18 protein-coding genes are annotated in these 19,881 nt (G+C 74.2%); 9 read left to right on the top strand and 9 right to left on the bottom strand.

Features of this window, described 5'->3' with window-relative positions; all coding sequences use genetic code 11:
* Positions 1-57: 57 nt before the first annotated feature.
* Entirely contained in the window at positions 58-1,122 is a 1,065-nt protein-coding gene (locus AB0J72_RS15050; RefSeq protein WP_363398898.1) for a class I SAM-dependent methyltransferase, read from the bottom strand.
* Between the two features lie 126 nt (positions 1,123-1,248).
* Here AB0J72_RS15050 and AB0J72_RS15045 point away from each other — a divergent pair, with 126 nt between their 5' ends.
* The gene (locus tag AB0J72_RS15045; protein WP_363398896.1) at positions 1,249-4,047 is read left to right on the top strand and encodes a BTAD domain-containing putative transcriptional regulator; all 2,799 of its coding nucleotides are present in this window, start codon (positions 1,249-1,251) and stop codon (positions 4,045-4,047) included.
* 60 nt (positions 4,048-4,107) lie between these two features.
* Here AB0J72_RS15045 and secA2 read toward each other — a convergent pair whose 3' ends face one another.
* The gene (gene secA2 / locus AB0J72_RS15040) at positions 4,108-6,435 is read right to left on the bottom strand and encodes an accessory Sec system translocase SecA2 (RefSeq protein WP_363398895.1); all 2,328 of its coding nucleotides are present in this window, start codon (positions 6,433-6,435) and stop codon (positions 4,108-4,110) included.
* 91 nt (positions 6,436-6,526) lie between these two features.
* On the opposite strand from secA2, the gene AB0J72_RS15035 reads away from it, so the two are divergent.
* Positions 6,527-7,336: an NAD-dependent protein deacetylase gene (locus AB0J72_RS15035; protein WP_363398893.1), complete on the top strand. Its 810-nt coding sequence runs from the start codon at positions 6,527-6,529 to the stop codon at positions 7,334-7,336.
* Positions 7,337-7,360: 24 nt separating this feature from the next.
* Here the strand turns inward: AB0J72_RS15035 and AB0J72_RS15030 are convergent, their stop codons facing one another.
* Together AB0J72_RS15030 and AB0J72_RS15025 are read right to left on the bottom strand one after the other, a co-directional pair.
* Positions 7,361-8,089 (bottom strand): 3-keto-5-aminohexanoate cleavage protein, encoded by a 729-nt coding sequence (locus tag AB0J72_RS15030; RefSeq protein ID WP_363398891.1) that lies wholly within the window; start codon positions 8,087-8,089, stop codon positions 7,361-7,363.
* A 79-nt stretch (positions 8,090-8,168) separates the two neighbouring features.
* Complete coding sequence (locus AB0J72_RS15025) at positions 8,169-8,450, bottom strand: DUF3040 domain-containing protein (RefSeq protein WP_363398889.1); 282 nt, start codon at positions 8,448-8,450, stop codon at positions 8,169-8,171.
* A gap of 237 nt (positions 8,451-8,687) precedes the next feature.
* Between AB0J72_RS15025 and AB0J72_RS15020 the strand changes: the two genes are divergently transcribed.
* The 4 genes from AB0J72_RS15020 to AB0J72_RS15005 are packed head-to-tail and all read left to right on the top strand — an operon-like array spanning position 8,688 to position 12,514.
* Complete coding sequence (locus tag AB0J72_RS15020; protein WP_363398887.1) at positions 8,688-9,617, top strand: hypothetical protein; 930 nt, start codon at positions 8,688-8,690, stop codon at positions 9,615-9,617.
* A gap of 59 nt (positions 9,618-9,676) precedes the next feature.
* The gene (locus AB0J72_RS15015; RefSeq protein ID WP_363398885.1) at positions 9,677-11,008 is read left to right on the top strand and encodes an AI-2E family transporter; all 1,332 of its coding nucleotides are present in this window, start codon (positions 9,677-9,679) and stop codon (positions 11,006-11,008) included.
* A 35-nt stretch (positions 11,009-11,043) separates the two neighbouring features.
* Positions 11,044-11,481, top strand: coding sequence for a nitroreductase family deazaflavin-dependent oxidoreductase (locus AB0J72_RS15010; RefSeq protein WP_363398883.1), 438 nt, complete (start codon positions 11,044-11,046; stop codon positions 11,479-11,481).
* A gap of 1 nt (position 11,482) precedes the next feature.
* Complete coding sequence (locus tag AB0J72_RS15005; RefSeq protein WP_363398881.1) at positions 11,483-12,514, top strand: glycoside hydrolase family 88 protein; 1,032 nt, start codon at positions 11,483-11,485, stop codon at positions 12,512-12,514.
* Positions 12,515-12,536: 22 nt separating this feature from the next.
* Here AB0J72_RS15005 and AB0J72_RS15000 read toward each other — a convergent pair whose 3' ends face one another.
* Complete coding sequence (locus tag AB0J72_RS15000; RefSeq protein WP_363398879.1) at positions 12,537-13,034, bottom strand: MarR family transcriptional regulator; 498 nt, start codon at positions 13,032-13,034, stop codon at positions 12,537-12,539.
* Positions 13,035-13,115: 81 nt separating this feature from the next.
* Here AB0J72_RS15000 and AB0J72_RS14995 point away from each other — a divergent pair, with 81 nt between their 5' ends.
* Both AB0J72_RS14995 and AB0J72_RS14990 read left to right on the top strand, forming a co-directional pair.
* Positions 13,116-13,934 (top strand): NAD(P)H-binding protein, encoded by an 819-nt coding sequence (locus AB0J72_RS14995; protein WP_363398877.1) that lies wholly within the window; start codon positions 13,116-13,118, stop codon positions 13,932-13,934.
* A gap of 1 nt (position 13,935) precedes the next feature.
* Positions 13,936-14,301, top strand: coding sequence for a DoxX family protein (locus AB0J72_RS14990; protein WP_363398875.1), 366 nt, complete (start codon positions 13,936-13,938; stop codon positions 14,299-14,301).
* Between the two features lie 137 nt (positions 14,302-14,438).
* On the opposite strand, the gene AB0J72_RS14985 is transcribed toward AB0J72_RS14990, so the two are convergent.
* Positions 14,439-14,678 (bottom strand): hypothetical protein, encoded by a 240-nt coding sequence (locus AB0J72_RS14985; RefSeq protein WP_344502670.1) that lies wholly within the window; start codon positions 14,676-14,678, stop codon positions 14,439-14,441.
* Between the two features lie 52 nt (positions 14,679-14,730).
* Positions 14,731-16,518 carry an ABC transporter ATP-binding protein gene (locus AB0J72_RS14980; RefSeq protein ID WP_363398873.1) on the bottom strand — a complete coding sequence of 596 codons (1,788 nt, stop codon included), beginning with the start codon at positions 16,516-16,518 and terminating at the stop codon, positions 14,731-14,733.
* Positions 16,519-16,672: 154 nt separating this feature from the next.
* Between AB0J72_RS14980 and AB0J72_RS14975 the strand changes: the two genes are divergently transcribed.
* Positions 16,673-17,023 (top strand): MarR family transcriptional regulator, encoded by a 351-nt coding sequence (locus tag AB0J72_RS14975; RefSeq protein ID WP_344502806.1) that lies wholly within the window; start codon positions 16,673-16,675, stop codon positions 17,021-17,023.
* Here AB0J72_RS14975 and AB0J72_RS14970 read toward each other — a convergent pair.
* Positions 17,004-18,218: a sigma-70 family RNA polymerase sigma factor gene (locus AB0J72_RS14970; protein WP_363398871.1), complete on the bottom strand. Its 1,215-nt coding sequence runs from the start codon at positions 18,216-18,218 to the stop codon at positions 17,004-17,006. The genes AB0J72_RS14975 and AB0J72_RS14970 overlap by 20 nt on opposite strands.
* 9 nt (positions 18,219-18,227) lie before the next feature.
* A complete protein-coding gene (locus AB0J72_RS14965) occupies positions 18,228-19,712 on the bottom strand; it encodes a GGDEF domain-containing protein (protein ID WP_363398869.1) in 1,485 nt (494 codons plus the stop codon).
* Positions 19,713-19,881 lie beyond the last annotated feature (169 nt).

Genomic DNA, 19,881 nt, shown 5'->3' with positions numbered 1-19,881 from the left:
CCAAACCCTTCAGGTGCTTTTAAAGCGGCCCTAATCCAAGGGCCGTCCACACTGGACTCAGTCCAGAACGGACAGCCGGTAGAAGCGCCAGAAGTCGTGCTCGATCGGCAGCACCGTGCACGACAGGCCGGCCTGCGCCGCCCACCGGGCCACCGTCGGCGCGCGCAGCGCGGTCCCGGCCGCCTCCACCGGATCCTCCGCCATCGTCGCCGGCAGGCAGTGCAGGACGCTGAACGCGTACTGCAGCCGCTCGATCTCACCGGCCGGCGCGATGAACTCGTCGGCCACCCGCTCGTCGGCGACGAGCACCGCACCGCCCGGCGCGAGCAGCCCCCGCACGGTCCGCAGCACCCCCGCCGGGTCGCCCATGTCGTGCAGCGCCTCGAAGATCGTGACGAGGGCGTAGTCGCCCGCCGCGGCCGTCGCGTCCTGCCGCAGGAACGACACCCGGTCCGCGAGCCCCGCATCCGCCGCGGCCCGCCGGGCCGCCGCGATCGACGCATCGTCCAGGTCGATGCCGGTGACCGCCGCCCGCGGGAACGCCTCGGCGAGCGCGAGCGTCGACGCGCCGGCGCCGCACCCGAGGTCCAGCACCCCGGCCGCGGGCGCCTGCGCCAGCCGCTCCACCACGTCGGGCAGCGCCGGCAGCCACTCCTGCGCGAGGCTGTGCCGGAAGCCGGGCAGGTTCATCGCCGCGATGCCGTCACGGGTGAACGGGCCGTAGTCGGCGTACGGGACGCCGTTGCCGGTCCGGTACGCCTCGGCCAGCGCCGGCACCGCCTGCGCCACCCCGGCGAACACGGTCACGAGCCCCACCCCGGACGCGGGATGCGCCGGGTCCAGCAGCACGTCGGCGGCGCCGTCCGGCAGCCGGAACGTCCGGTCCGCAAGCGACGTGCACTCCAGGTACCCGGCCGCGGCCTGCTGCTCCAGCCACTCGCGGGCGTACCGCTCGGCGATCCCGGCCTGCTTGGCGAGGACCGCGTCGGTGGCGCCGGGATGCTCGTGCAGCACCTGGTACAACCCGAGTTGGATGCCCAGGTGCACGCTGAACAGCTCGGTGCCGGCCAGCAGCTGCGCGAGGAGGCGCTCGGTCAGGTTCGGGCTCTCGGTGTCAGTCATGCCCTCAAGGCTGAGCCCTCCGGCTGTCGAACCGAGTACAACCGGAGTACGTGAACTGTACGAGACCCGTGAACCATTCCTGGAAGGTGACCGCATGACGCCGGGCGCCGACTACCGCCTCCGGTCGTGAGCCTGCGCATCGGAGTCCTCGGACCGCTGGAGGTCACCGTCGACGGCCGCCCCGTCGACATCGCCGGCGGGCGGCAGCGTGCCGTGCTCGCCGCGCTGGTCCTGAGCCGCCCCGCGGTCCTCGCCGTCGACCGGCTCGGCGCGCTCGTCGTGCCCGGCGCGACCGGCCCCGACGCCCGCAACGCCGCCCAGACGTACGTCGCCAGGCTGCGCCGGTCGCTCGGCACGGCGGCGGTGCACCTGAGGACGAGGCCGCCCGGGTACGTCCTGCACGTCCCTTCCGGCAGCGTCGACGCGGAGGAGTTCGTGGCGCTGACGGCGCCGCGGCCGGGGGAGCCGGCCGTCGACGCGCTCGTCCGGCTCGACACCGCGCTCGGGCTGTGGCGGGGCGCGGCGTACGCGGAGTTCCCCGACCTCGCCAGGGCCGAGGCCGCCCGCCTCACGCAGCTGCGCCGCGACGCCGAGGAGACCCGCGTCGAGCTGCTCGCCGGCCTCGGGCGCACCGCGGAGGCCGTCGCCGACGCGTCCGCGCTCGTCGCCGCCGACCCGGGCCGCGACCGGGCGGTGCGGGCGCTCGCGTCGGCGCTGGCCGCCGCGGGCCGGACCGCCGAGGCCCTCGACGCGGTGCGGGCGCACCGGGACTGGCTGCGGGACGAGACCGGCCTCGACCCGTCGGCGGCGGTGCTCGCGCTGCAACGCCGGCTCCTGAGCGGCCGGGCTTCCCCGGTACCGACGCCGAGAACGCCGACGCGAAGGACCGCCGGGCTCATCGGGCGGGACGCCGACCTCGGCGCCGTCGCCGCGCTCGTCGAGGCCGGCGCCGGTGGGGTCGTGACGCTGGTCGGACCCGGCGGGGTCGGCAAGACCAGCCTCGCGCGGGCGTGCGGGCCGGCGTGGTGGGTCGACCTGGCCGCGGTCGGCGACCCCGCCGCCGTCGCGCCGGCGGTCGCCGCGGCCGCCGGGCTCGTCGTCGAGGGGCGGCTCGCCGGCACCCTCGCCGCGTGGGCGCGCGGCGCCGAAGGGCTCCTGGTCGTCGACAACTGCGAGCATCTCGTCGACACCGTCCACGACGTCCTCCTCGGACTGTCGCTCGAGGACTGCCCGGCCCTTCGGGTCCTGACGACCAGCCGGGAGCGCATCGGGCTGCCGGGCGAGCGCGTGTACGTCGTCGACCCGCTCACCGCCCCCGACGCGGTGAGGCTGTTCACGGCGCGCGCGTCCGCCGCCGACCCGGGCTTCCCGGCGCCGGCGGACCCGGGGTTCGCGGCCCGGGTCGGCGCGCTGTGCGAGGCACTCGACCGGCTGCCGCTGGCGATCGAGCTGGCGGCCGCCCGCGCCGGCACGCTCACCGTCGACGACCTGAGCCGGCGGCTCGACGCGCGGCTGGTCCTGCTGGACGCGGGCCCGCGCGGCCGGCCGGCCCGGCACCAGACGCTGCGGGCGGTCGTCGACTGGTCGTGGCGGCTGCTCGGCGAGCAGGAGCGGATCGCGTTCGCGCGGCTGCACGTGTTCGCCGCCGGGATCGACCTCGACGCGGCGGAGGCCGTCATCGGCTACGGCCCGCTGCCGGCCGCCTCGGTCGCCCACGTCGTCGCGCTGCTCGCCGAACGGTCGCTGCTGACCCGGCCCGGCAGCGCGGGCGTCGGGCGGTACCGGATGCTGGCGAGCCTGCGCGTCTACGCCGCCGAACTGCTCGACCCGGCCGGCGACCGGGAGCTGCGGCGGCGGCACGCCACCCACTTCGCCGGCCTCCTCGAGGCGGCCGACCGGGGTCTTTCGGGCCCGGACGAGGCCGCGTGGGTGGCCGTCGTCGAAGGCGCGCTGGACGACGCCCGGCAGGCGTGGCACTGGTCGCGCGCGCACGAGCCGGCGCTCGCGGCCCGGATCGCCGGGGCGGTCGCGTTCGTCGGGTTCTGGCACCTGCGGGCCGACCTGCTCGCCTGGTCGACGCTGACGCTGCCGCTGCGTGCCGCCCGGCCGGCGCCCGGGGTGCTGACCGGCGCGGCGTACGCCGCCTGGCTCGACGGCGACTTCACCACCGCCGCGCGGATCGCCCGCGAGGCCCTCGACGCGGGCCACGCCGGCGCCGCGGACCTGCTCGGCGACATCGCCCTCATCCAGGGCGACCTCGACGGGGCCGTCACGCAGTACGAGCGGGCGGTCGCCGCGCTTCCCGCGGGCGGTGCGGCGCAGGCGATCGCGGCGGCCAACCTCGCGCTGCCGCTGGCGTACCGGCAGGACCCGGCCGCGCTGCCCGCCGCCGAGGCGGGGCTCGCGGCCGCCCGCGCCACCGGCAACCCGTCCGCGACGGCGTTCGCGCTCTTCGCCCTCGCCGAGGCCCACGGCGACGGCAACCCCGCGGCCGCGATCGCCGCGCTCGACGAGTCGCTGCGGCTCGCGACGGCGGTCGGCGGCCGGTTCGTCATGGGTGTCGCCCGCACCGCCATGGTCGCGCTGCGCGGCCGGCACGGGCCGCCGGAGCCGGCGCTCGCCCTGTTCGCCGGTGCGATCAGGCACTGGCGGACGACCGGCGGCCGGCCGTTGCTGATCATCGCGCTGCGCAACCTGGTGGTGTTGTTCGCGCGTACGGGCCGCGACGTGCCCGCGGTCGAGCTCGCCGGGGCGCTGGACGTGCCGTCGGGGGTGTACGGCGCGGAGGCTTCCCGGCTCGCCCAGGCGCTCGCGGCGGTGCGGCTCCGGCTGCCGGCGGACACCGCCGAGGAGGCGTGGCAGCGGGGGCGCCTGCGGACCGCGGACGAGGCCGCCGCGGAAGCCCTGCGCCACCTGCCGGCCTGAAACGGTGGCGGCCGCCACCGGGAAGGAACCGGTGGCGGCCGCGGGGAACGGAAACGCGGGTCAGCTCTTCTTGATGCCCTTGCCGCTGCGGAAGAGCTTGACCATGCCGGCGAAGAAGCGCTCCATCTCGGAGCCGAAGGGGTTGTCGCTGACGACGTAGGTCCAGGTGGCGCTGGGGCGGACGAGGCCGGCGTCGGCGGGCTGCCAGTCGGGGCCGTCGATCTCCAGCTCCTCGAACTCCTTGACGGTGCGGTCGTCGATCTCGGCGAGCAGGCCCCGGAAGGCGGGGATCGCCTCGCGGTGGAACTCGTCGAGCGGGTCCTGGGCGCCGAGGACGCGCAGGTGGATGCCCTCGCGGAGCTCGCTCATGTCGGCGAGGTGCTCCGACCAGGCGGAGTCGGCGTGGAAGAGGGCGATCGTGCGGGCGATGCGGAGCACCGCCTCCTCGCCCAGCTCCTCGGCCAGCTCGTTGTAGCGGTCGGGGGCGCGCTCGGCGAGGAGCTCGCCGGCGGCGTCGGTCGTGAGGAGCTCCTCGCGGCGCTTCGCGTGCAGCTGGCGGTGCTGGTCCAGCAGGTAGTTGTAGCGCCAGGTGTTGCGGTGGATCTCCAGGTTGACGGTCTCCGCGACCCGCTGCGCCGAGCCGATCGCCCAGCGGACGTCCTCGTCGTCGATGGCGCCGTCGGCGTCGGCCTTGCCCATCGGCATGGGCTCGGGGCCGTAGCGCTCGATCAGCTCGTCCTCGAGGCTGACGAAGAACATGGACTCGCCGGGGTCGCCCTGGCGGCCGGCGCGGCCACGGAGCTGGTCGTCGATGCGGCGGCTGTCGTTGCGGGCGGTGCCGATGACGAAGAGGCCGCCGAGGCCCTCGACCCGCTCGCGGTCCTTCTCGTCGCTGCCGCCGAGGCGGATGTCGACGCCGCGGCCGGTCATCTGGGTGGAGACGGTGACGGCGTTGTACGAGCCGGCCTCCGCGACGATGCCGGCCTCCTTCTCGTCGTTCTTGGCGTTGAGCACGACGCACTCGACGCCTTCCTCGGCGAGGGTGGCGGCGAGCTGCTCGGACTCCGCGACGCTGAGGGTGCCGACGAGGACGGGGCGGCCGGTGGCGTGCATCGCGACGATCTCGTTGACGACGGCGATGTCGCGCTCCTCGGCGGAGGCGTAGACGCGGTCGGGCCAGTCCTTGCGGACGTTGGGCAGGTGCGGCGGGATGACCGCGACCTCCAGCTTGTAGAACTCGCGGAGCTGGTCGCCGACGGGCAGGGCCGTGCCGGTCATGCCGCAGATCTTCTTGTACTGCGTGAGGAACGCCTGGACGGTGATGGTCTGCAGGACGGTGCCGCCACCGCTGCTGCGGATCTTCTCCTTGGCCTCGACGGCGGCCTGGAGGCCGTCGGGCCAGCGCCGCCGCTGGGCGACCCGGCCGCGGAACTCGTCGATGAGCTCGACCTTCTCGTCGCGGACGATGTAGTCGACGTCGCGGACCAGCAGCGCCTCGGCGTGCAGCGCCAGGTTGACGGCGGTGAGCGAGTCCATGTGCTCGGCGGCGTAGAGGTCCAGGTCGAGCAGCGCCTCGACCTTCGCCAGGCCGGACGTTGAAAGATGCACGGTCCGGCCCTCGTCGACGACCTCGTAGTCGTGGTCGCGGCGCAGTCCGCTGACGATCTCGGCGATCGCGACCGGCGAGTCCTTCTCGTCGATGGTCGAGCCGGCCAGGACCAGCGGGACCTTCGCCTCGTCGATGAGGATCGAGTCGGCCTCGTCGATGATGACGGTGCCGAACTCGCGGTGCACCCGGTCCTCGGTGTCGGTCACGATGCTGTCGCGGAGCAGGTCGAAGCCGGCCTCGCTGACGGAGACGTACGTGATGTCGCACGCATACGCCGCCCGGCGCTCCTCGGGGGTCGAGGACTCGTTGACCCAGCCGACGGTCAGGTCGAGCAGCTCGTAGACCGGGCGCATCCACTCGGCGTCGCGGCGGGCGAGGTAGTCGTTGACCGTGATGACGTGGACCGCGCCCTGCGCGGCATAGCCGGCGGCGGCGATCGCGGCGGTCAGGGTCTTGCCCTCACCGGTGGCCATCTCGACGACGTGCCCGGCCAGGAGCACCTGGGCGCCGAGCAGCTGCACGTCGTAGGGGCGCTCGTCGAGGGCCCGCTTCGCGGCCTCCCGGCCGAGGGCGCACGCCTCGACGAAGTCCTGCGGGTCCTCCCGCTGGTGCAGCGCCGTGGCGGCGGCGCGGAGCTCGTCGTCGGTGAGCTCGGACAGCTCGGCCTCGCGCTCCTCGATCTCCGGCAGGAGGGCCCGCATCGGCTCGAGGTCGATCGTGGTGCCGGGCTGCTCCTGCAGCTTGCGACGCCACGCGTTGAATTTGCTCACCAAACCCATGGCCCCCACGATACGTCCCCGCGCGCCGGACATGTGCGCCCCATCACCGTCACTTGGCGCCGCCCCCGGGAAGCCGAGCGACAATCGGTGAGTGGAACAGTTGATCAGGCTCGTCGAAGGCGGTGGCGTGGTCGTCCTCAGCGGCGCCGGGCTGTCGACGGAGTCGGGCATTCCGGACTATCGCGGTCCGAGCGGGCTGCAGCGCAACGCGTCGCCGATGACGTTCCAGACGTTCACCGGCGACCCAATAGCCCGGCGGCGCTACTGGGCGCGCAGCTACCTGGGCTGGCGCACGATCGCGGAGGCGTCGCCCAACGACGGGCACCGCGCGGTCGCCCGGCTGCAGCGCGGCGGCCTGGTCGCGGGGATCGTCACGCAGAACGTCGACGGCCTGCACCAGGCCGGCGGCGCGGACCCGGTCATCGAGCTGCACGGCGGCCTGGACCGGGTGGTCTGCCTCGACTGCGGCGACGTGACCGCCCGCACGGCCCTCGACGGGCGGCTGCGCCGCGCGAACCCGGCCTATGCGCAGGCCGGCGGGGACATCAACCCCGACGGCGACGTCGACCTGACCGACGAGCAGGCGGCGGACTTCGTCACGGTCGGCTGCGAGGACTGCGGCGGCATGCTCAAGCCCGACGTCGTGTTCTTCGGCGAGCAGGTGCCGATGCCGCGGGTGGAGGCGGCGTTCGCGCTCGTGGAGCGGGCGGCGGCGCTGCTGGTGCTCGGCTCGTCGCTCACCGTCCTGTCCGGGCGGCGCTTCGTGATCCGGGCCGCGAAGCTGGGCGTGCCGATCGCCATCGTCAACCAGGGGCCGACGAAGAGCGACGACCTGGCAGCTGTACTGGTGGACGCCCCGCTCGGCAAGACCCTGACGCACCTGGCCGAGCTGGCCGCCTGACCCCTCGTACCGGCGCGGCGACGATCAGGAGGACGACCACACCGACAGTGCGTGCCGCACCAGGTCCGCGTTGCCGGTGACCGGGCCGCCGTCCGGCGCGGTGAGCGTGTCCTCCAGGCCGATGCGGGTCGGCAGGCCGAGCCGTCCCGCCAGGGCGACCATCGGCCAGCACAGCTCGCCGTCGCCGTGCAGGAGCCGCTGGCCGCGCGCGCCGACCTCGTCGAGGCGGGCCAGGACGGCCAGGGCGTCGGTCGCCGGCGACATGACCTCGACCAGGATCCGGGGCACGTCGACGATGGCCAGGGCCGCGGCGTCGTCGACGGACCAGACCCCGGCCTCGACCGCGACGCCGAGGGCCCGCAGCGTGGCGAGGAGCTCGGTGAGACCGGGTTCGGCGACGTTCACCGAGGCGAAGTCCGGCCGCTGTACGGGTGGCAGGGCGGACCAGGCGTCGACGGCGCGCTGCCGGGCGGCGACGTCCCGGCCGGTGACCCACAGGCCGGTGGTGACGCCGACGGGCGTGGAGGGGCAGGTCTCGCGGACCGCGGCCACGGCGGCGCCCACGTCGGCCGCGTCGAGCGACTCGCGCCGGCCGGCGTCCCGCGGGTGCAGGTGCACGGCCTCCGCGCCGGCGGCGACCGCCTCCCGGGCCGCCGCGGCGAGCTCGGCGGGCGTGCAGGGCAGCGCGGGGTGCGCACCGGGTCGCCGGCCGCCGTTCAGCGCCACCTTGATCCGGGCGATCGGGTGCAACACCGGACAAAGTCTACGCGCGGTGCACTGACCCCCGACGGCCGGTGGGCCTTCGGGGGTCGATGTGAGCGTGCGGAGACGGTTATGGGGTGACGGGGGGATCCGACCGGTGTGGCGGGCGCCAGGTCCACACGCCTCCGGCGACGCCGACGGCGCAGATCGCCAGGACGGTGCCCGCGACGCTGGTGGCGGCCAGGCCCACGACGACGCCGAGGACTCCGGCGACGGCGATGGCGACCGCGGTGATGCGACGGGGTGTGACGCGGCGGGTCATCGCCCGGTTGAACCCGTTGACGAACCGCGTGTCATTGCGCAGTGCGGCTTCGATGTCCGCGAGCCGCTGCTGCTCGCTCTCGCTGAGCATGATGCTCAACCTCCTCCGACGGGCCTGCCCGGTGCGCGACGTGTACCCGCTCCGCTCGATGGTCACACACTTCGGCGGGTTTAGGGTCGGTCGATCGGCGCCAGTGAGAAACTCCCAGCCTGCGGGGTTGCTGCCTGAACAGGCAAATGCCCCATTTGTCACTTCTGGCGACCTGCGAGCTGATGGCCGGTGTGCGATTCTCTACGGCGAACACGTCAGGCATCGGGGAGGACGATCGTGGATCCGTCGCAGCAGTGGCAGCACCCGCAGCAGGGGCAGCAGCCGCAGTACCCGCAGCCGGGTCCGCAGTACCCGCCGCAGGGGCAGCAGCCGCAGCAACCGCAGTACCCGCAGCAGCAGTACCCGCAACACACGACGCAGTTCCCGCAGCAGCCTCAGCAGCCGCAGCAGCCGTCGTACCCGCAGCAGCAGCCGCAGTACCCGAACCAGCCGTACTCGGCGCAGCCGTACAACATCGCACCCAACTCCGCCGCGCCGTACAGCGGGCCGCCCGCCAACCCGTACGCGGCGCCCGGCCCGTACGTGACGCCGCAGCCCGTCCCGCCGCGGTCGCGCAACCGGCTCGTGCCGATCCTCGCGATCGGCGGGGTCCTGGTCGTCGTGCTCGTGGTCGCGATCGTCGTCGTCGCGCTGAACCAGAACAAGGAGCCCGCGGCCGGGCCCACGGTCGCGGCGTCGGCGTCGGCGTCCCAGTCCGGGCCGGTCGACGCCTGCCTGGTCGGCAAGTGGAACCAGACCAGCTACCAGAAGATCGTCGACATGGCCGGCACCGACATCGACAAGCGCGAGGGCATCGGCAAGGTCAAGATGACCGGCGGCGGCAAGCAGTGGACGATCAACGCCGACGGCACCGCGGTCGAGGACGACACCAAGACCGTGTACAGCGGCAAGGACGACAAGGGCCGCACCATCAACGCCACGTTCTCCGGCAAGACCGACTGGCAGATCAAGACGGTCGACCGGAAGATCGAGTTCGCCGGCAAGGAGAGCACGTCGTCGGTCGTCATCTCGGTCGACGGCCGCAAGGCCGGCACGATCAACCTCGAGCCCAACCTCGACCCCGTGACGTACACCTGCGTCTCCGACGTGTGGCGCACGCAGGGCGAGTCCGACGACACGTTCGCCCGCTACGACAAGGTCAAGTGATCTGACACCTGGCTGAGACCCCTCGATTGGCGATGCCCGTCGAGGGGTACAGCGACGGCATGACCTGGATCGCGCAAGTGTCCGACCGTGCCCGGGCACGCCTGACGACGGCCCGCCGCACCGGCGTGGTCCCCGAGTTCCGCCGCGAGGTCCCGGACCGCGACGTCCTGGTCGTCGACCAGCGTTCCACAGTGGACGACGGCATCCCGCACGGCGTCCGCGTCGCCGGCGCGTGGGCATGGCGGATCGTGCTGTTCATCCTCGCGGCGTACCTCCTGCTGCGGCTGATCGGCGCGCTGCGGCTGATGGTGATCCCGGTCGTCGTCGCCCTGCTGCTCGCGGCCCTGCTCGAGCCCGCCGCCGCCGCGCTGCGCAGGCGTGGCGTGCACCGCTCGCTCGCCGCCGGGATCGTGCTCGTCGCCGGGCTCGTCATCGTCTTCGGCGGGCTCGGCGTCATCGTGCAGACGTTCATCGCCCAGTTCGACAGCCTCTCCGAACAGGTCGCCGGGGGCGTCAACGAGATCCGTGACTGGCTCGCCCGCGGCCCGCTGCACGTGTCGAAGGAGCAGGTCGACAGCGCCATCGCCGGGTTCAGCGACCAGCTGAGGACCAACCGGGGCGCGCTCACCTCCGGGGCGCTGACCACCGCCACCACGCTCGGCGAGGTCCTCACCGGCTTCTTCGTGGTGCTGTTCACGCTGTTCTTCTTCCTGCGCGACGGCGGGCAGATCTGGGAGTTCCTGTGCCGCCTGCTGCCCCGCCCCGCGCGGCTGCCCGCGGCCCGCGCCGGGCACTACTCGTGGTTCACGCTGGTGTCGTACGTGCGGGCGACGGTCCTCGTCGCGTTCGTCGACGCCGTCGGCATCGGGATCGGGCTGGCGATCCTGCGCATCCCCCTCGCGCTGCCGCTCGCGGCGCTGGTGTTCCTCGGCGCGTTCATCCCCGTCGTCGGTGCGACCCTGTCCGGCGCGGTCGCCGTGCTCGTCGCCCTCGTCACCAAGGACCCGCTGCACGCGCTGCTGGTCCTCGCCATCGTCATCGCCGTGCAGCAGCTCGAAGGGCACGTGCTCCAGCCGCTCATCATGGGCCGCGCCGTCTCCCTGCACCCCCTCGCGGTGATCCTCGCGATCACCACCGGGGTGGTCGCCGCCGGCATCGTCGGCGGGCTCGTCGCGGTGCCGCTGCTGGCGGTCGGCAACACCGCCATCCGGTACATCGCCGCCCATCCCGACGGCGAGCCCACACCGGACAGGGAGCCACCGGGCACCGAGCCCTCCGACGAGTCCGACGGCGGCCCCATCGCGTCCGAGCCGGCCGAGCCCACCCCGCCCCCACCCGGCGAGGACCTGCCGGACGCGGAAACGTCCGGGAGCACCAGATCGCGCGAGTAGGGTTGACCCCGCACCGACCACCAGGAGGAGCTGACATGCCGCTGACCGGAGAGTACGCACCGGGCGCCGCGGACTGGGCCAACGAGCAGGCCCAGCTGTTCGAGCGGACCAACGGCGCCGAGGGCAACACGCTGCGCGGCCGGCCGATCATCCTGCTCACCACGCTCGGCGCCAAGACCGGCAAGATCCGCAAGAACCCGCTGATGCGGATCGAGCACGGCGGGGAGTACGCGGTCGTCGCCTCCGCCGGCGGCCAGCCGAAGCACCCCGTCTGGTATCACAACCTCGTCTCCCACCCGCGGGTGGAGCTGCAGGACGGCCCGGTCCGCAGGGACTACACCGCCCGGCTCGTCACCGGCGACGAGCGCGCCGCCTGGTGGAAGCGCGCCAACGAGACCTGGCCCGACTACGACGAGTACCAGACCAAGACCGACCGGGAGATCCCCGTCTTCGTGCTCACCCCCGTGAGCTGACTTGACCGATCCCCCAGTCGCGCCCACCCGGTTGCCTCCGGTCCTGCTCGCGCTGCTGGCCATGCAGCGCCACTCGTGGGAGCAGGGCGTCGCCTCGCACGCCCTGCTCGACCTCGGCCACCCGGACCTGGCGCGGCTGCTCGCCCTCGACGCGGTCGTGCACCAGAGCCCCGACGGCCGCCTCGGCACGGTGGGGGAGGAGTCCGGCTCCGTCAACGGCGCCGCCTGCGGCGAGGCCCTCATCGACCTGCCCGCCCCCGGGCCCACCGCCACGCCACCGCCCGCCGGCGTCCGCGGCCTGGGCGGCGCGCCTGCGTCCGGCGGGTCTGCCTCCGGCGGCTCGCGGGCGGTGGTGGCGCATCCGGCGCTGGCGGCGCAGCTCGACTGGTTGCTGGCGCGGGCGCCGCGGGCCGCGGACGGCACGCTCTTCCACGTGATCGGCTCCCGCGAGGTGTGGGCCGACACGGTCTACATGGTCGTGCCGCTGCTCGCCGCGGCCGGTCACCCCGGCGAGGCCGTCCGGCAGGTCGCCGGCCATCGCGAGCGCCTGTGCGGCGGCGGCCTGTACGCGGCCCGCTGGGACGAGGACACCGCCACCCTCACCGCGCCGGAGCACTGGGGCACCGGCAGCGGCTGGGTCGCCGCCGGCATCGCCCGGGCGCTGCGCCACGACCCGTCGCTGGAGCCGGCTCTGGCCGGCCACGCCCGGGAGATCGTCGACGCGTGCCTGGCGCTGCGCCGCCCCGACGGCCTGTTCGGCAACGTCCTGGACGACCCCGCGTCGTTCCCGGAGGCGAACGTCGCGCAGATGCTCGCGTACACCACCTGCACCGGCGTCGCGGACGGCTGGCTCCCGCCGTCCTACGCGGCCGTGGGCCGGTCGCTGATCGCCGCCGTCGCGCCGCTGGTCACCCCGGACGGCCTGGTCACCGGCGTGTGCGGGGCCCCCATGTTCGACCGCCCCGGCACCTCCGCCGAGGCGCAGTCCTTCTATCTCATGGCCCAGGCCGCCGCGGCCCGCCTTCCCGTCTGACACCCCCGGGCCGGCGGCCCGGTCACCCGTCCGACGGCCGGTCGGCGAGGGCGTCGGTGGCGTGGCGGCCGGCGGCGGTGGCGCGGTCGAGGAACTCGGCGAGCAGCGCCAGCTGTGCCTCGTCGTAGCCGGCGCACAGGTCGTCCATGGCCTCGTTCATCCCGGCGTACAGGCCGAAGATCTCCGCGTTGCGCTCCTTCAGCGCACGGACCTGCACCGCACGGCGGTCGGCGGGGTCGCGTTCGCGGGTGATCCAGCCGGCCCGCTCCAGGCGGTCCAGGACGCCGGTCATCGTCGCCGGGTGCTGGCCGGCGCGGCGGGCGAGGGCGCTGGGGCTCATCGGGCCGTGCCGGTTGATCAGGTCGAGGCAGTCGAAGTCGGCGTCCTTGACCCCGAGCCGCCCGCCGACCTGGTGGTTCAGCAGCGACAGCTGGATCGACAGCTCCCGCAGCGACTCCTTGATCGCGGTCGTGGAGCGCCGCCGCTGCCGGTTGTCACGCGACTGTGATACGGAACTCATACCATCTCGATCCCGGATCCAAATATTATGAGATCCATACGATATTGGTTGTCGATGACACGATACCCGGGAGGGACCCTCATGATCCTCATTACCGGCGCGACCGGCGCCATCGGCCGGCACCTGCTGCGGACGCTGACCGCGGCGGGTGAGCCCGTCCGTGCCGTCACCCGCGGCGCCCCGCTGGCCGGCGCCGACTGCGTCCGCGACGTCCGCGACGGCCTCGCGGGCGCCACCGGACTGTTCCTGCACCCACGGGTCGCCGGTGAGGACGCGCCCGCGATCCTTGCCGCCGCGCGCGCCGCCGGGGTCCGCAGGGTCGTCGCGCTCACCGCGATGAACGTCGGTGACCCCGAGGACCAGCAGCCGTCGCGGTACGCCGGCGACCGCAACAAGGAGCTCGACCTCGCCACCCGGGACAGCGGCCTGGCCTGGACGTGCCTGCGACCCGCCGCGTTCGCCGGCAACACCGCCCGCGCGTTCGGCCCGCAGGTCCGTGCGGGCGCGACGGTGCGGTACCCGTTCCGCGCCTTCGAGGAGTCCCTCGTCGACGAGCGGGACATCGCCGAGGTCGCGGCGCGGGCGCTGCGCGACGACACCCTGGCCGGGCGGGTCCTGGAGCTGACGGGCCCGCAGTCGCTGACGCACGGGGAGCAGGTCGCGACCATCGGCGCGGTCCTGCGCCGCCCGCTGACCTTCGAGGAGGTGCCGGCCCAGGTCGCCGCGTGGCGGCTGACGGTCGCCGGCCTGCCGGAGCGGTTCGCCGGGGCGCTCATGGAGCGCTACGAGCGCCACCTCGCCGCCCCGCAGCACCCGCCGACCGGCGTGGTGGACGAGGTGCTCGGCCGCCCGGCGACCCCGTTCGCGACGTGGGTCGCCGACCACGCGGACGCGTTCTGACATGGGCGCCGCATACGTCACGGTCGCCCTGGTCACGGCCGCGGCGAACCTGTTCTCCGGCACCTGCGCGGTCCTGCGCTTCAGGCCGATCCTGCCGGGCATGGCGGCCGCGGGCGTGCCGGTGTCGTGGCTGGCGTTCCCGATCGGCACGCTGAAGCTCGCCGGCGCCGCGGGGCTGCTCGCCGGCCTCGCCGGTCCCGAGGTGCTGGGCACCGCCGCGGCCGCGGGCCTCGTGCTGTTCTTCGTCTGCGCCGTCTACACGCACCTGCGGGCCGCCGACCTGTCCGCCCAGTTCGCCCTGGCGATCGGCTTCCTGGCGCTCGCCGCGACGACCCTGGCACTCGACCCGACCCTGCACGTCGGCTAGCGACCCGCGCGTCGGCCCGGGCCCTGCGCGTCGACCCAGGCCGTACGTCGGGAGCAGGCGGATGCGGGGCGGCACAAGCCGCGCGTCGGTGAGGGCGCACCGGCAGGGCGGTGGCGCGCACCGGCGTGCGGCGGGTGTCAGCGGATGCGGCCGCGCCGGGTGGCGAGGAAGGCCTCGATGCGGCGCTGGTTGCGGCCGCCGCTGCTCAGGCCGCGGCGGGCCTTGTTGTAGAGCCAGATGCCTCCGCCGACCACGGCCGCGCCGACGATGAGGTAGAACGCGACGCTCATGAGCACCTTGAACAGCCAGATGGCGAGCGCGCCGACGACGAACAGCCCGACGATGACGGCGGCGGCCGCTGCGAGGAATCGACCCATGCATCCAATGTGCGCCCGCCGGGGCGGTGGGCGCATCGGGGATGTCACCGAATTATGCGGCGAGGGCGGCGTAGTGGCCGTCGGCCTGGAGGAGGGTGGTGTGGGTGCCGCGCTCGACGACGCGGCCGTGGTCGACGACGAGGATCTGGTCGGCGTCGCGGACGGTGGAGAGGCGGTGGGCGATGGTGATCGTGGTGCGGCCCTCGGCGAGGGTGTCGAAGGCGCGCTGGACGGCGCGCTCGGTCTCGGTGTCCAGGGCGCTGGTGGCCTCGTCGAGCACGAGGACGCGCGGGTCGCGCAGCAGGGTGCGGGCGATCGCGATGCGCTGCTGCTCGCCGCCGGAGAAGCGGTAGCCGCGGGAGCCGACCATGGTGTCGTAGCCGTCGGGGAGGCGGGTGATGAGGTCGTGGATCTGCGCGGCCTTCGCCGCCTCGACGACCTCGAGGTCGGTGGCGCCGGGCTTCGCGTAGCGCAGGTTCTCGCGGATGGTGGTGTGCAGCAGGTACGTCTCCTGGCTGACGACGCCGACGACCGCCGCGAGGTCGGCGAGGCGGACGTCGCGCAGGTCGACGCCGTCGATGGTGATCCGGCCGCCGGTGGGGTCGTGCAGGCGGGCGATGAGCGACGCGATCGTGCTCTTGCCGGAGCCGGTCTCGCCGACGAGGGCGAGGGAGGTGCCGGCGGGCACGTCGAGGCTGACCCCGGCGACGGCGGCGGCGTCGCTGCCCGGGTACGTGAAGGTGACGTCCTCGAAGCGCAGGTGGCCGCGGGTGGTGGTGCGGGGCAGCGGCACCGGGTCGGCGGGGTCGTCGACCTCGACGGGCAGGTCGAGGTATTCGAAGATCCGCGCGAAGAGCGCCAGGCTGCTGGCGATGGAGACGCTGACCCCGAGCAGGCCCATGAGCGGCCGGAAGAGCGTGGACTGCAGCGCGGTGAACGCGACCAGCGTGCCGATGCTCAGCGAGCCGGCGGTCAGGGGCAGGCCGGCGCTGAGGTAGATGACGGCGGGGATGGCCGCGAAGATGATGTTCATGGACGCCATCCGCCAGCGGCCGGCGAGCTCGGAGCGCAGCTCCAGGTCGATGAGCCGGGTCGAGGAGGCGGTGAACCGGTCCACGACGGCGGCGCCGGCGCCCATGGTCTTGCTGAGGCGCACGCCGCTGACGGAGAGGCCTTCCTCGATGGTGACGTTGAGGTCGGCGAGCTCCCGCTGGCGCTGCGCGGTGATGTCGCGGCGCATCCCGGCGACCTTGCGGGTCACGTAGATCGCGGGGGGCAGCACGACGAGGGAGACCAGCGACAGCCGCCACGACAGCGCGGCCATGGCGACCGCGGTGGCGACGGTGGTGGTCAGGTTGGACGCGACCGAGGTCGCGGTCGAGGTGACGACGCTCTGCATGCCGCCGATGTCGTTGGTGATGCGGGACTGCACCTCGCCGGTGCGGGTGCGGGTGAAGAACCCGACGGACTGGCGCTGCAGGTGGGTGAACACGTCGGTGCGCAGCCGGTGCATGACCTGCTGGCCGACCTTGGTCGAGATCCAGGTCTGCACGACGCCGAGCGCGGAGGTGACGGCGGCGACGCCGACCATGCCGGCGACGAGCCAGGCGAGCAGCGTGGTGTCGCGGTGGGGGAGCGCGACGTCGATGACCTCGCGGAGCAGGAACGGGGTCGCCCCGCCGAGCGCGGAGGAGACGACGATGATGGCGACGACCGTGGCGAGGGGGGCGCGGTGCGCGGTGAAGAGGCGGCCGATGCGGGCCAGGGAGACGTTCTTGGCGCGGGCCTTGTCAGCGGTGCTGATCTCGCGCGGCGGCCGGGTCCGGTGCTGGGGTTCCAAGGGGACTCGCTTTCTTTCGGGTAATGGTGAGGTTACCTCACTATGAGGCAACAACACCAACCCCTGCTACCGTATTCCCGTGAAAGATGCCGACCGGTCCGGTGACGAGAGTCTCGCCGAGGTGTTCTGGAGCGTGGCCCGCCGCCTCCGGCACATGACGCACGAGACCCTCGAGCCGATCGGGATCACGCCCGGGCAGTCCCGCGCGGTGGCGGTGCTCATGCGGCACGGCGTCATGCGCCTGAGCGAGCTGTCCGACCACCTGCGGATCGCGCCGCGCTCGACCACCGAGGTCGTCGACGGGCTGCAGGAGCGCGGCCTGGTCGAGCGGCGCCCCGACCCGGCGGACCGGCGCGCCACCCTGGTCGCGCTCACCGACGCCGGGCAGGCGACCGCCGAGGCGATCCGCGCCGCCCGGCACGCCGAGGCCGAGCGCTTCTTCGCCGGCCTCGACGCCGAGGACCGCGAGACCCTCGGGCGGATCCTCAGGACGCTGAGGCCCTAGCCAGGAACAGGCTCCGCTCGCGCTCGTTGCGGGTCAGGGCCGCCGCCCGGGCGAACTCGGCCCGGGCCTCCTCGTGGCGGCCGAGGCGTTCGAGCAGGTCGCCGCGGGCCGCCGGCAGGTAGGGGTAGCTCGCCAGGGCGCCGTCGAGCTCGTCGAGCAGGGCCAGGCCCGCCGACGGGCCGGAGGCCATGCCGACCGCGACGGCGAGGTTCAGCCGTACCACTGCGGACGGCGCGACGTGAGCGAGCAGCCGGTACAGGGCGACGATGCGGTCCCAGTCGGTGTCCGCGGGGCGCGGCGCTCTGGCGTGGCAGGCGGCGATCGCGGCCTGCAGCCCGTAGGGCCCGAGCGTGCCGAGGGTCTCCGCCGCCGACAGCGCCGCCAGCCCGCGGCGGATCAGCAGCCGGTCCCACCGCCGCCGGTCCTGGTCCATGAGCAGCACCGGTGAGCCGTCCGCCGCCGTCCGCGCCGGGATCCGGGCGGCCTGCAGCTCCATGAGGGCGCACAGCCCGTGCACCTCCGGCTCCGACGGCAGCAGCCCGGCCATGACCCGGCCGAGCCGGATCGCCTCCTCGCACAGCTGCGGGCGGGCCCAGTCGTCGCCGGCGGACGCCGAGTAGCCCTCGTTGAAGATCAGGTAGATCACGCCGAGGGCGGCGGTCAGCCGGGCCGGCAGCTCCGCGGGGGCGGGCAGCTCGAACGCGACGCCGGTGAGGGCCCGCTTGGCCCGCAGGATCCGCTGCGACACGGTCGCCTCGGTGGTCAGGAAGGACCGGGCGATGGCGGCGGTACTGAGCCCGCCCAGCGTCCGCAGGATCAGCGCCACCTGCGACTCGGTGGTCAGCGCCGGGTGGCAGGCGGTCAGGATGAGGCGGAGCAGGTCGTCGCGCACGTGGTCGTCGACGTCGGGCTCCTCGTCGAGGGTCACGTCGGTGACGCCGATGACGGCGAGCTTGCGGTCGTGGTTGGCGCGGCGGCGCAGCGCGTCGACGGCGCGGTGCTTCGCCGTCGCCATCAGCCACGGGCCGGGGTCGTCGGGCACGCCGCGCACCGGCCACTGCTCCAGGGCGATGACCAGCGCGTCCTGGGCGAGCTCCTCGGCGAGGCCGACGTCGCGCACGATCCTGGCCAGCCCGGCGACGAGCCGGGCCGACTCGATCCGGAAGACCGCCTCGACCGTGTCGCGTACGTCCACGACCGTCGATTATGCGGCAGACGCCGTCGTCAGTGGTGCCACCGGTTCGAGCCGCGGCGTGAACGTGACCGCACGGTTGCGGCCGCGGAGCTTCGCCGCGTACATGGCGACGTCCGCGTGGCGCATCAGGTCGCCGGCCCCGGTGCCGCCCACGGCGATCCCCACGCTCGCCCCGACGGTGACCGTGGCGGCCGGATCGGGGCTGCCGTCGCCCGCCGCGGCGGTGACCGTGGCGCCGCGGACGGGGACGGGGACGCCGACGGCGGCGATCACCCGCGCCGCCAGGTCCTCGGCGGCGGCCGGCGGGACGAGCAGCGCGAACTCGTCGCCGCCCATCCTCGCCACGACCGCGTCGCCGGCGCACCCGGCGAGCCGCGCCGCGATCGTGGCCAGGACCCGGTCGCCGGCCTCGTGGCCGTGGGTGTCGTTGACGGGCTTGAAGCCGTCGAGGTCCACGTACAGCAGCGCCACCGGCCGGCCCGTCTCCAGCCGCCGCTCCAGGGTGTCCAGCAGCAGCGCCCGGTTGGGCAGGCCGGTCAGCGGGTCGTGGTAGGCGCGGTGGCGCAGGTCGTCGACGAGCTCCGCGAGGCGCCGGTTGAGCAGCCGGTTGTCGCGCAGCGCGAGGACCTGCCGGACCAGGATCAGCACCGTCATCAGGATCATGAGCAGGAACAGCACGCCGTCGACGCGGCCGCCGCCCAGCGCGAGCTCGCCGACGCCGACGCACAGTGCCGCCCCGAACGGCAGGTACGGCAGGTGGTCCCAGGTCCGCTCCTCGGTGACCATGGAGACGGTGCCGTCGATCTCGTCGGCCCGGGGCGCGCCGATTCCGACGATCGCGAAGCCGAGGAACCAGCCGAGGTCGGTGATGCCCCCGGGCCGGTACGTGCCGGCGAACACCTGCGAGGCGTAGGCGGTGTCGGCGGCGAACACGGTCAGCAGCCCGGCCGCCGCGATCGCCACCGAACGGCGGCGGGGTCCGCGGGTCTCGTACAGCATCAGCAGGGTGATGCTGCCGATGAGCACGTCGCCGAGCGGGTACGTGGCGGCGCCGTACGCGGCCGTCCCGCCGTCGCTCGCCCGGTACAGCGGCCCGAGCGCGACGGCCCAGCTGATGAAGCACAGGCTGGTGGCCATGATGAGCCCGTCGAGGACGGCGCGGACCGAGCCGAGACGGCGGGTCGCCGCCATCCCCGCCGCGCCGGCCGCCATGAGCAGCATCGCCGAGTTGAACGTCGCCGTCGCCAGCTGCGGCGCGTCGGCCAGCCACGCCAGCTGCCCGCCGGACCAGACCATGAACCCGGCGGCGAGCAGCCGCAGCCCGATCCGCATCCGCCCGCGCGCCGGCCCCGCCGACTGGAGCCAGCGCAGCCCGACACCGAAGGTCATCACGCACGTCGCCCAGCCGGTGTACGAGGCACCGGGGTGCTGGAGCACGACGACGAGCAGGGCGGCGGTGAGGACGGCGACGACCACGGTCTCACGCGAACGCATGCGCCACACCTCCCGTCGCGTCGCCGGTCCGACGCTGTCCTATCGGCGCGGCGGGCCGGAACCGCGCGAAACGTGGCACGGTTCATATCCGTACCATCGACCGGGGTGAGCGGGACGGATGATCCACCACCCGGACGCCGGGAAGGGTGACGCCGGCACCGGCCGGACG

Source organism: Dactylosporangium sp. NPDC049742, from assembly GCF_040674675.1.
Lineage (GTDB): Bacteria > Actinomycetota > Actinomycetes > Mycobacteriales > Micromonosporaceae > Dactylosporangium > Dactylosporangium maewongense.
This window is presented reverse-complemented; position numbering and strand designations above follow the sequence as displayed.

Bases quoted from the DNA above. Each gene is read 5' to 3' on its own strand.
- AB0J72_RS15050 (WP_363398898.1), bottom strand. From the start codon at position 1,122: ATGACTGACACCGAGAGCCCGAACCTGACCGAGCGCCTCCTCGCGCAG.
- secA2 (WP_363398895.1), bottom strand. From the start codon at position 6,435: ATGGGTTTGGTGAGCAAATTCAACGCGTGGCGTCGCAAGCTGCAGGAG.
- AB0J72_RS15025 (WP_363398889.1), bottom strand. From the start codon at position 8,450: ATGCTCAGCGAGAGCGAGCAGCAGCGGCTCGCGGACATCGAAGCCGCA.
- AB0J72_RS15015 (WP_363398885.1), top strand. From the start codon at position 9,677: ATGACCTGGATCGCGCAAGTGTCCGACCGTGCCCGGGCACGCCTGACG.
- AB0J72_RS15010 (WP_363398883.1), top strand. From the start codon at position 11,044: ATGCCGCTGACCGGAGAGTACGCACCGGGCGCCGCGGACTGGGCCAAC.
- AB0J72_RS15000 (WP_363398879.1), bottom strand. From the start codon at position 13,034: ATGAGTTCCGTATCACAGTCGCGTGACAACCGGCAGCGGCGGCGCTCC.
- AB0J72_RS14995 (WP_363398877.1), top strand. From the start codon at position 13,116: ATGATCCTCATTACCGGCGCGACCGGCGCCATCGGCCGGCACCTGCTG.
- AB0J72_RS14990 (WP_363398875.1), top strand. From the start codon at position 13,936: ATGGGCGCCGCATACGTCACGGTCGCCCTGGTCACGGCCGCGGCGAAC.
- AB0J72_RS14985 (WP_344502670.1), bottom strand. From the start codon at position 14,678: ATGGGTCGATTCCTCGCAGCGGCCGCCGCCGTCATCGTCGGGCTGTTC.
- AB0J72_RS14975 (WP_344502806.1), top strand. From the start codon at position 16,673: ATGACGCACGAGACCCTCGAGCCGATCGGGATCACGCCCGGGCAGTCC.
- AB0J72_RS14965 (WP_363398869.1), bottom strand. From the start codon at position 19,712: ATGCGTTCGCGTGAGACCGTGGTCGTCGCCGTCCTCACCGCCGCCCTG.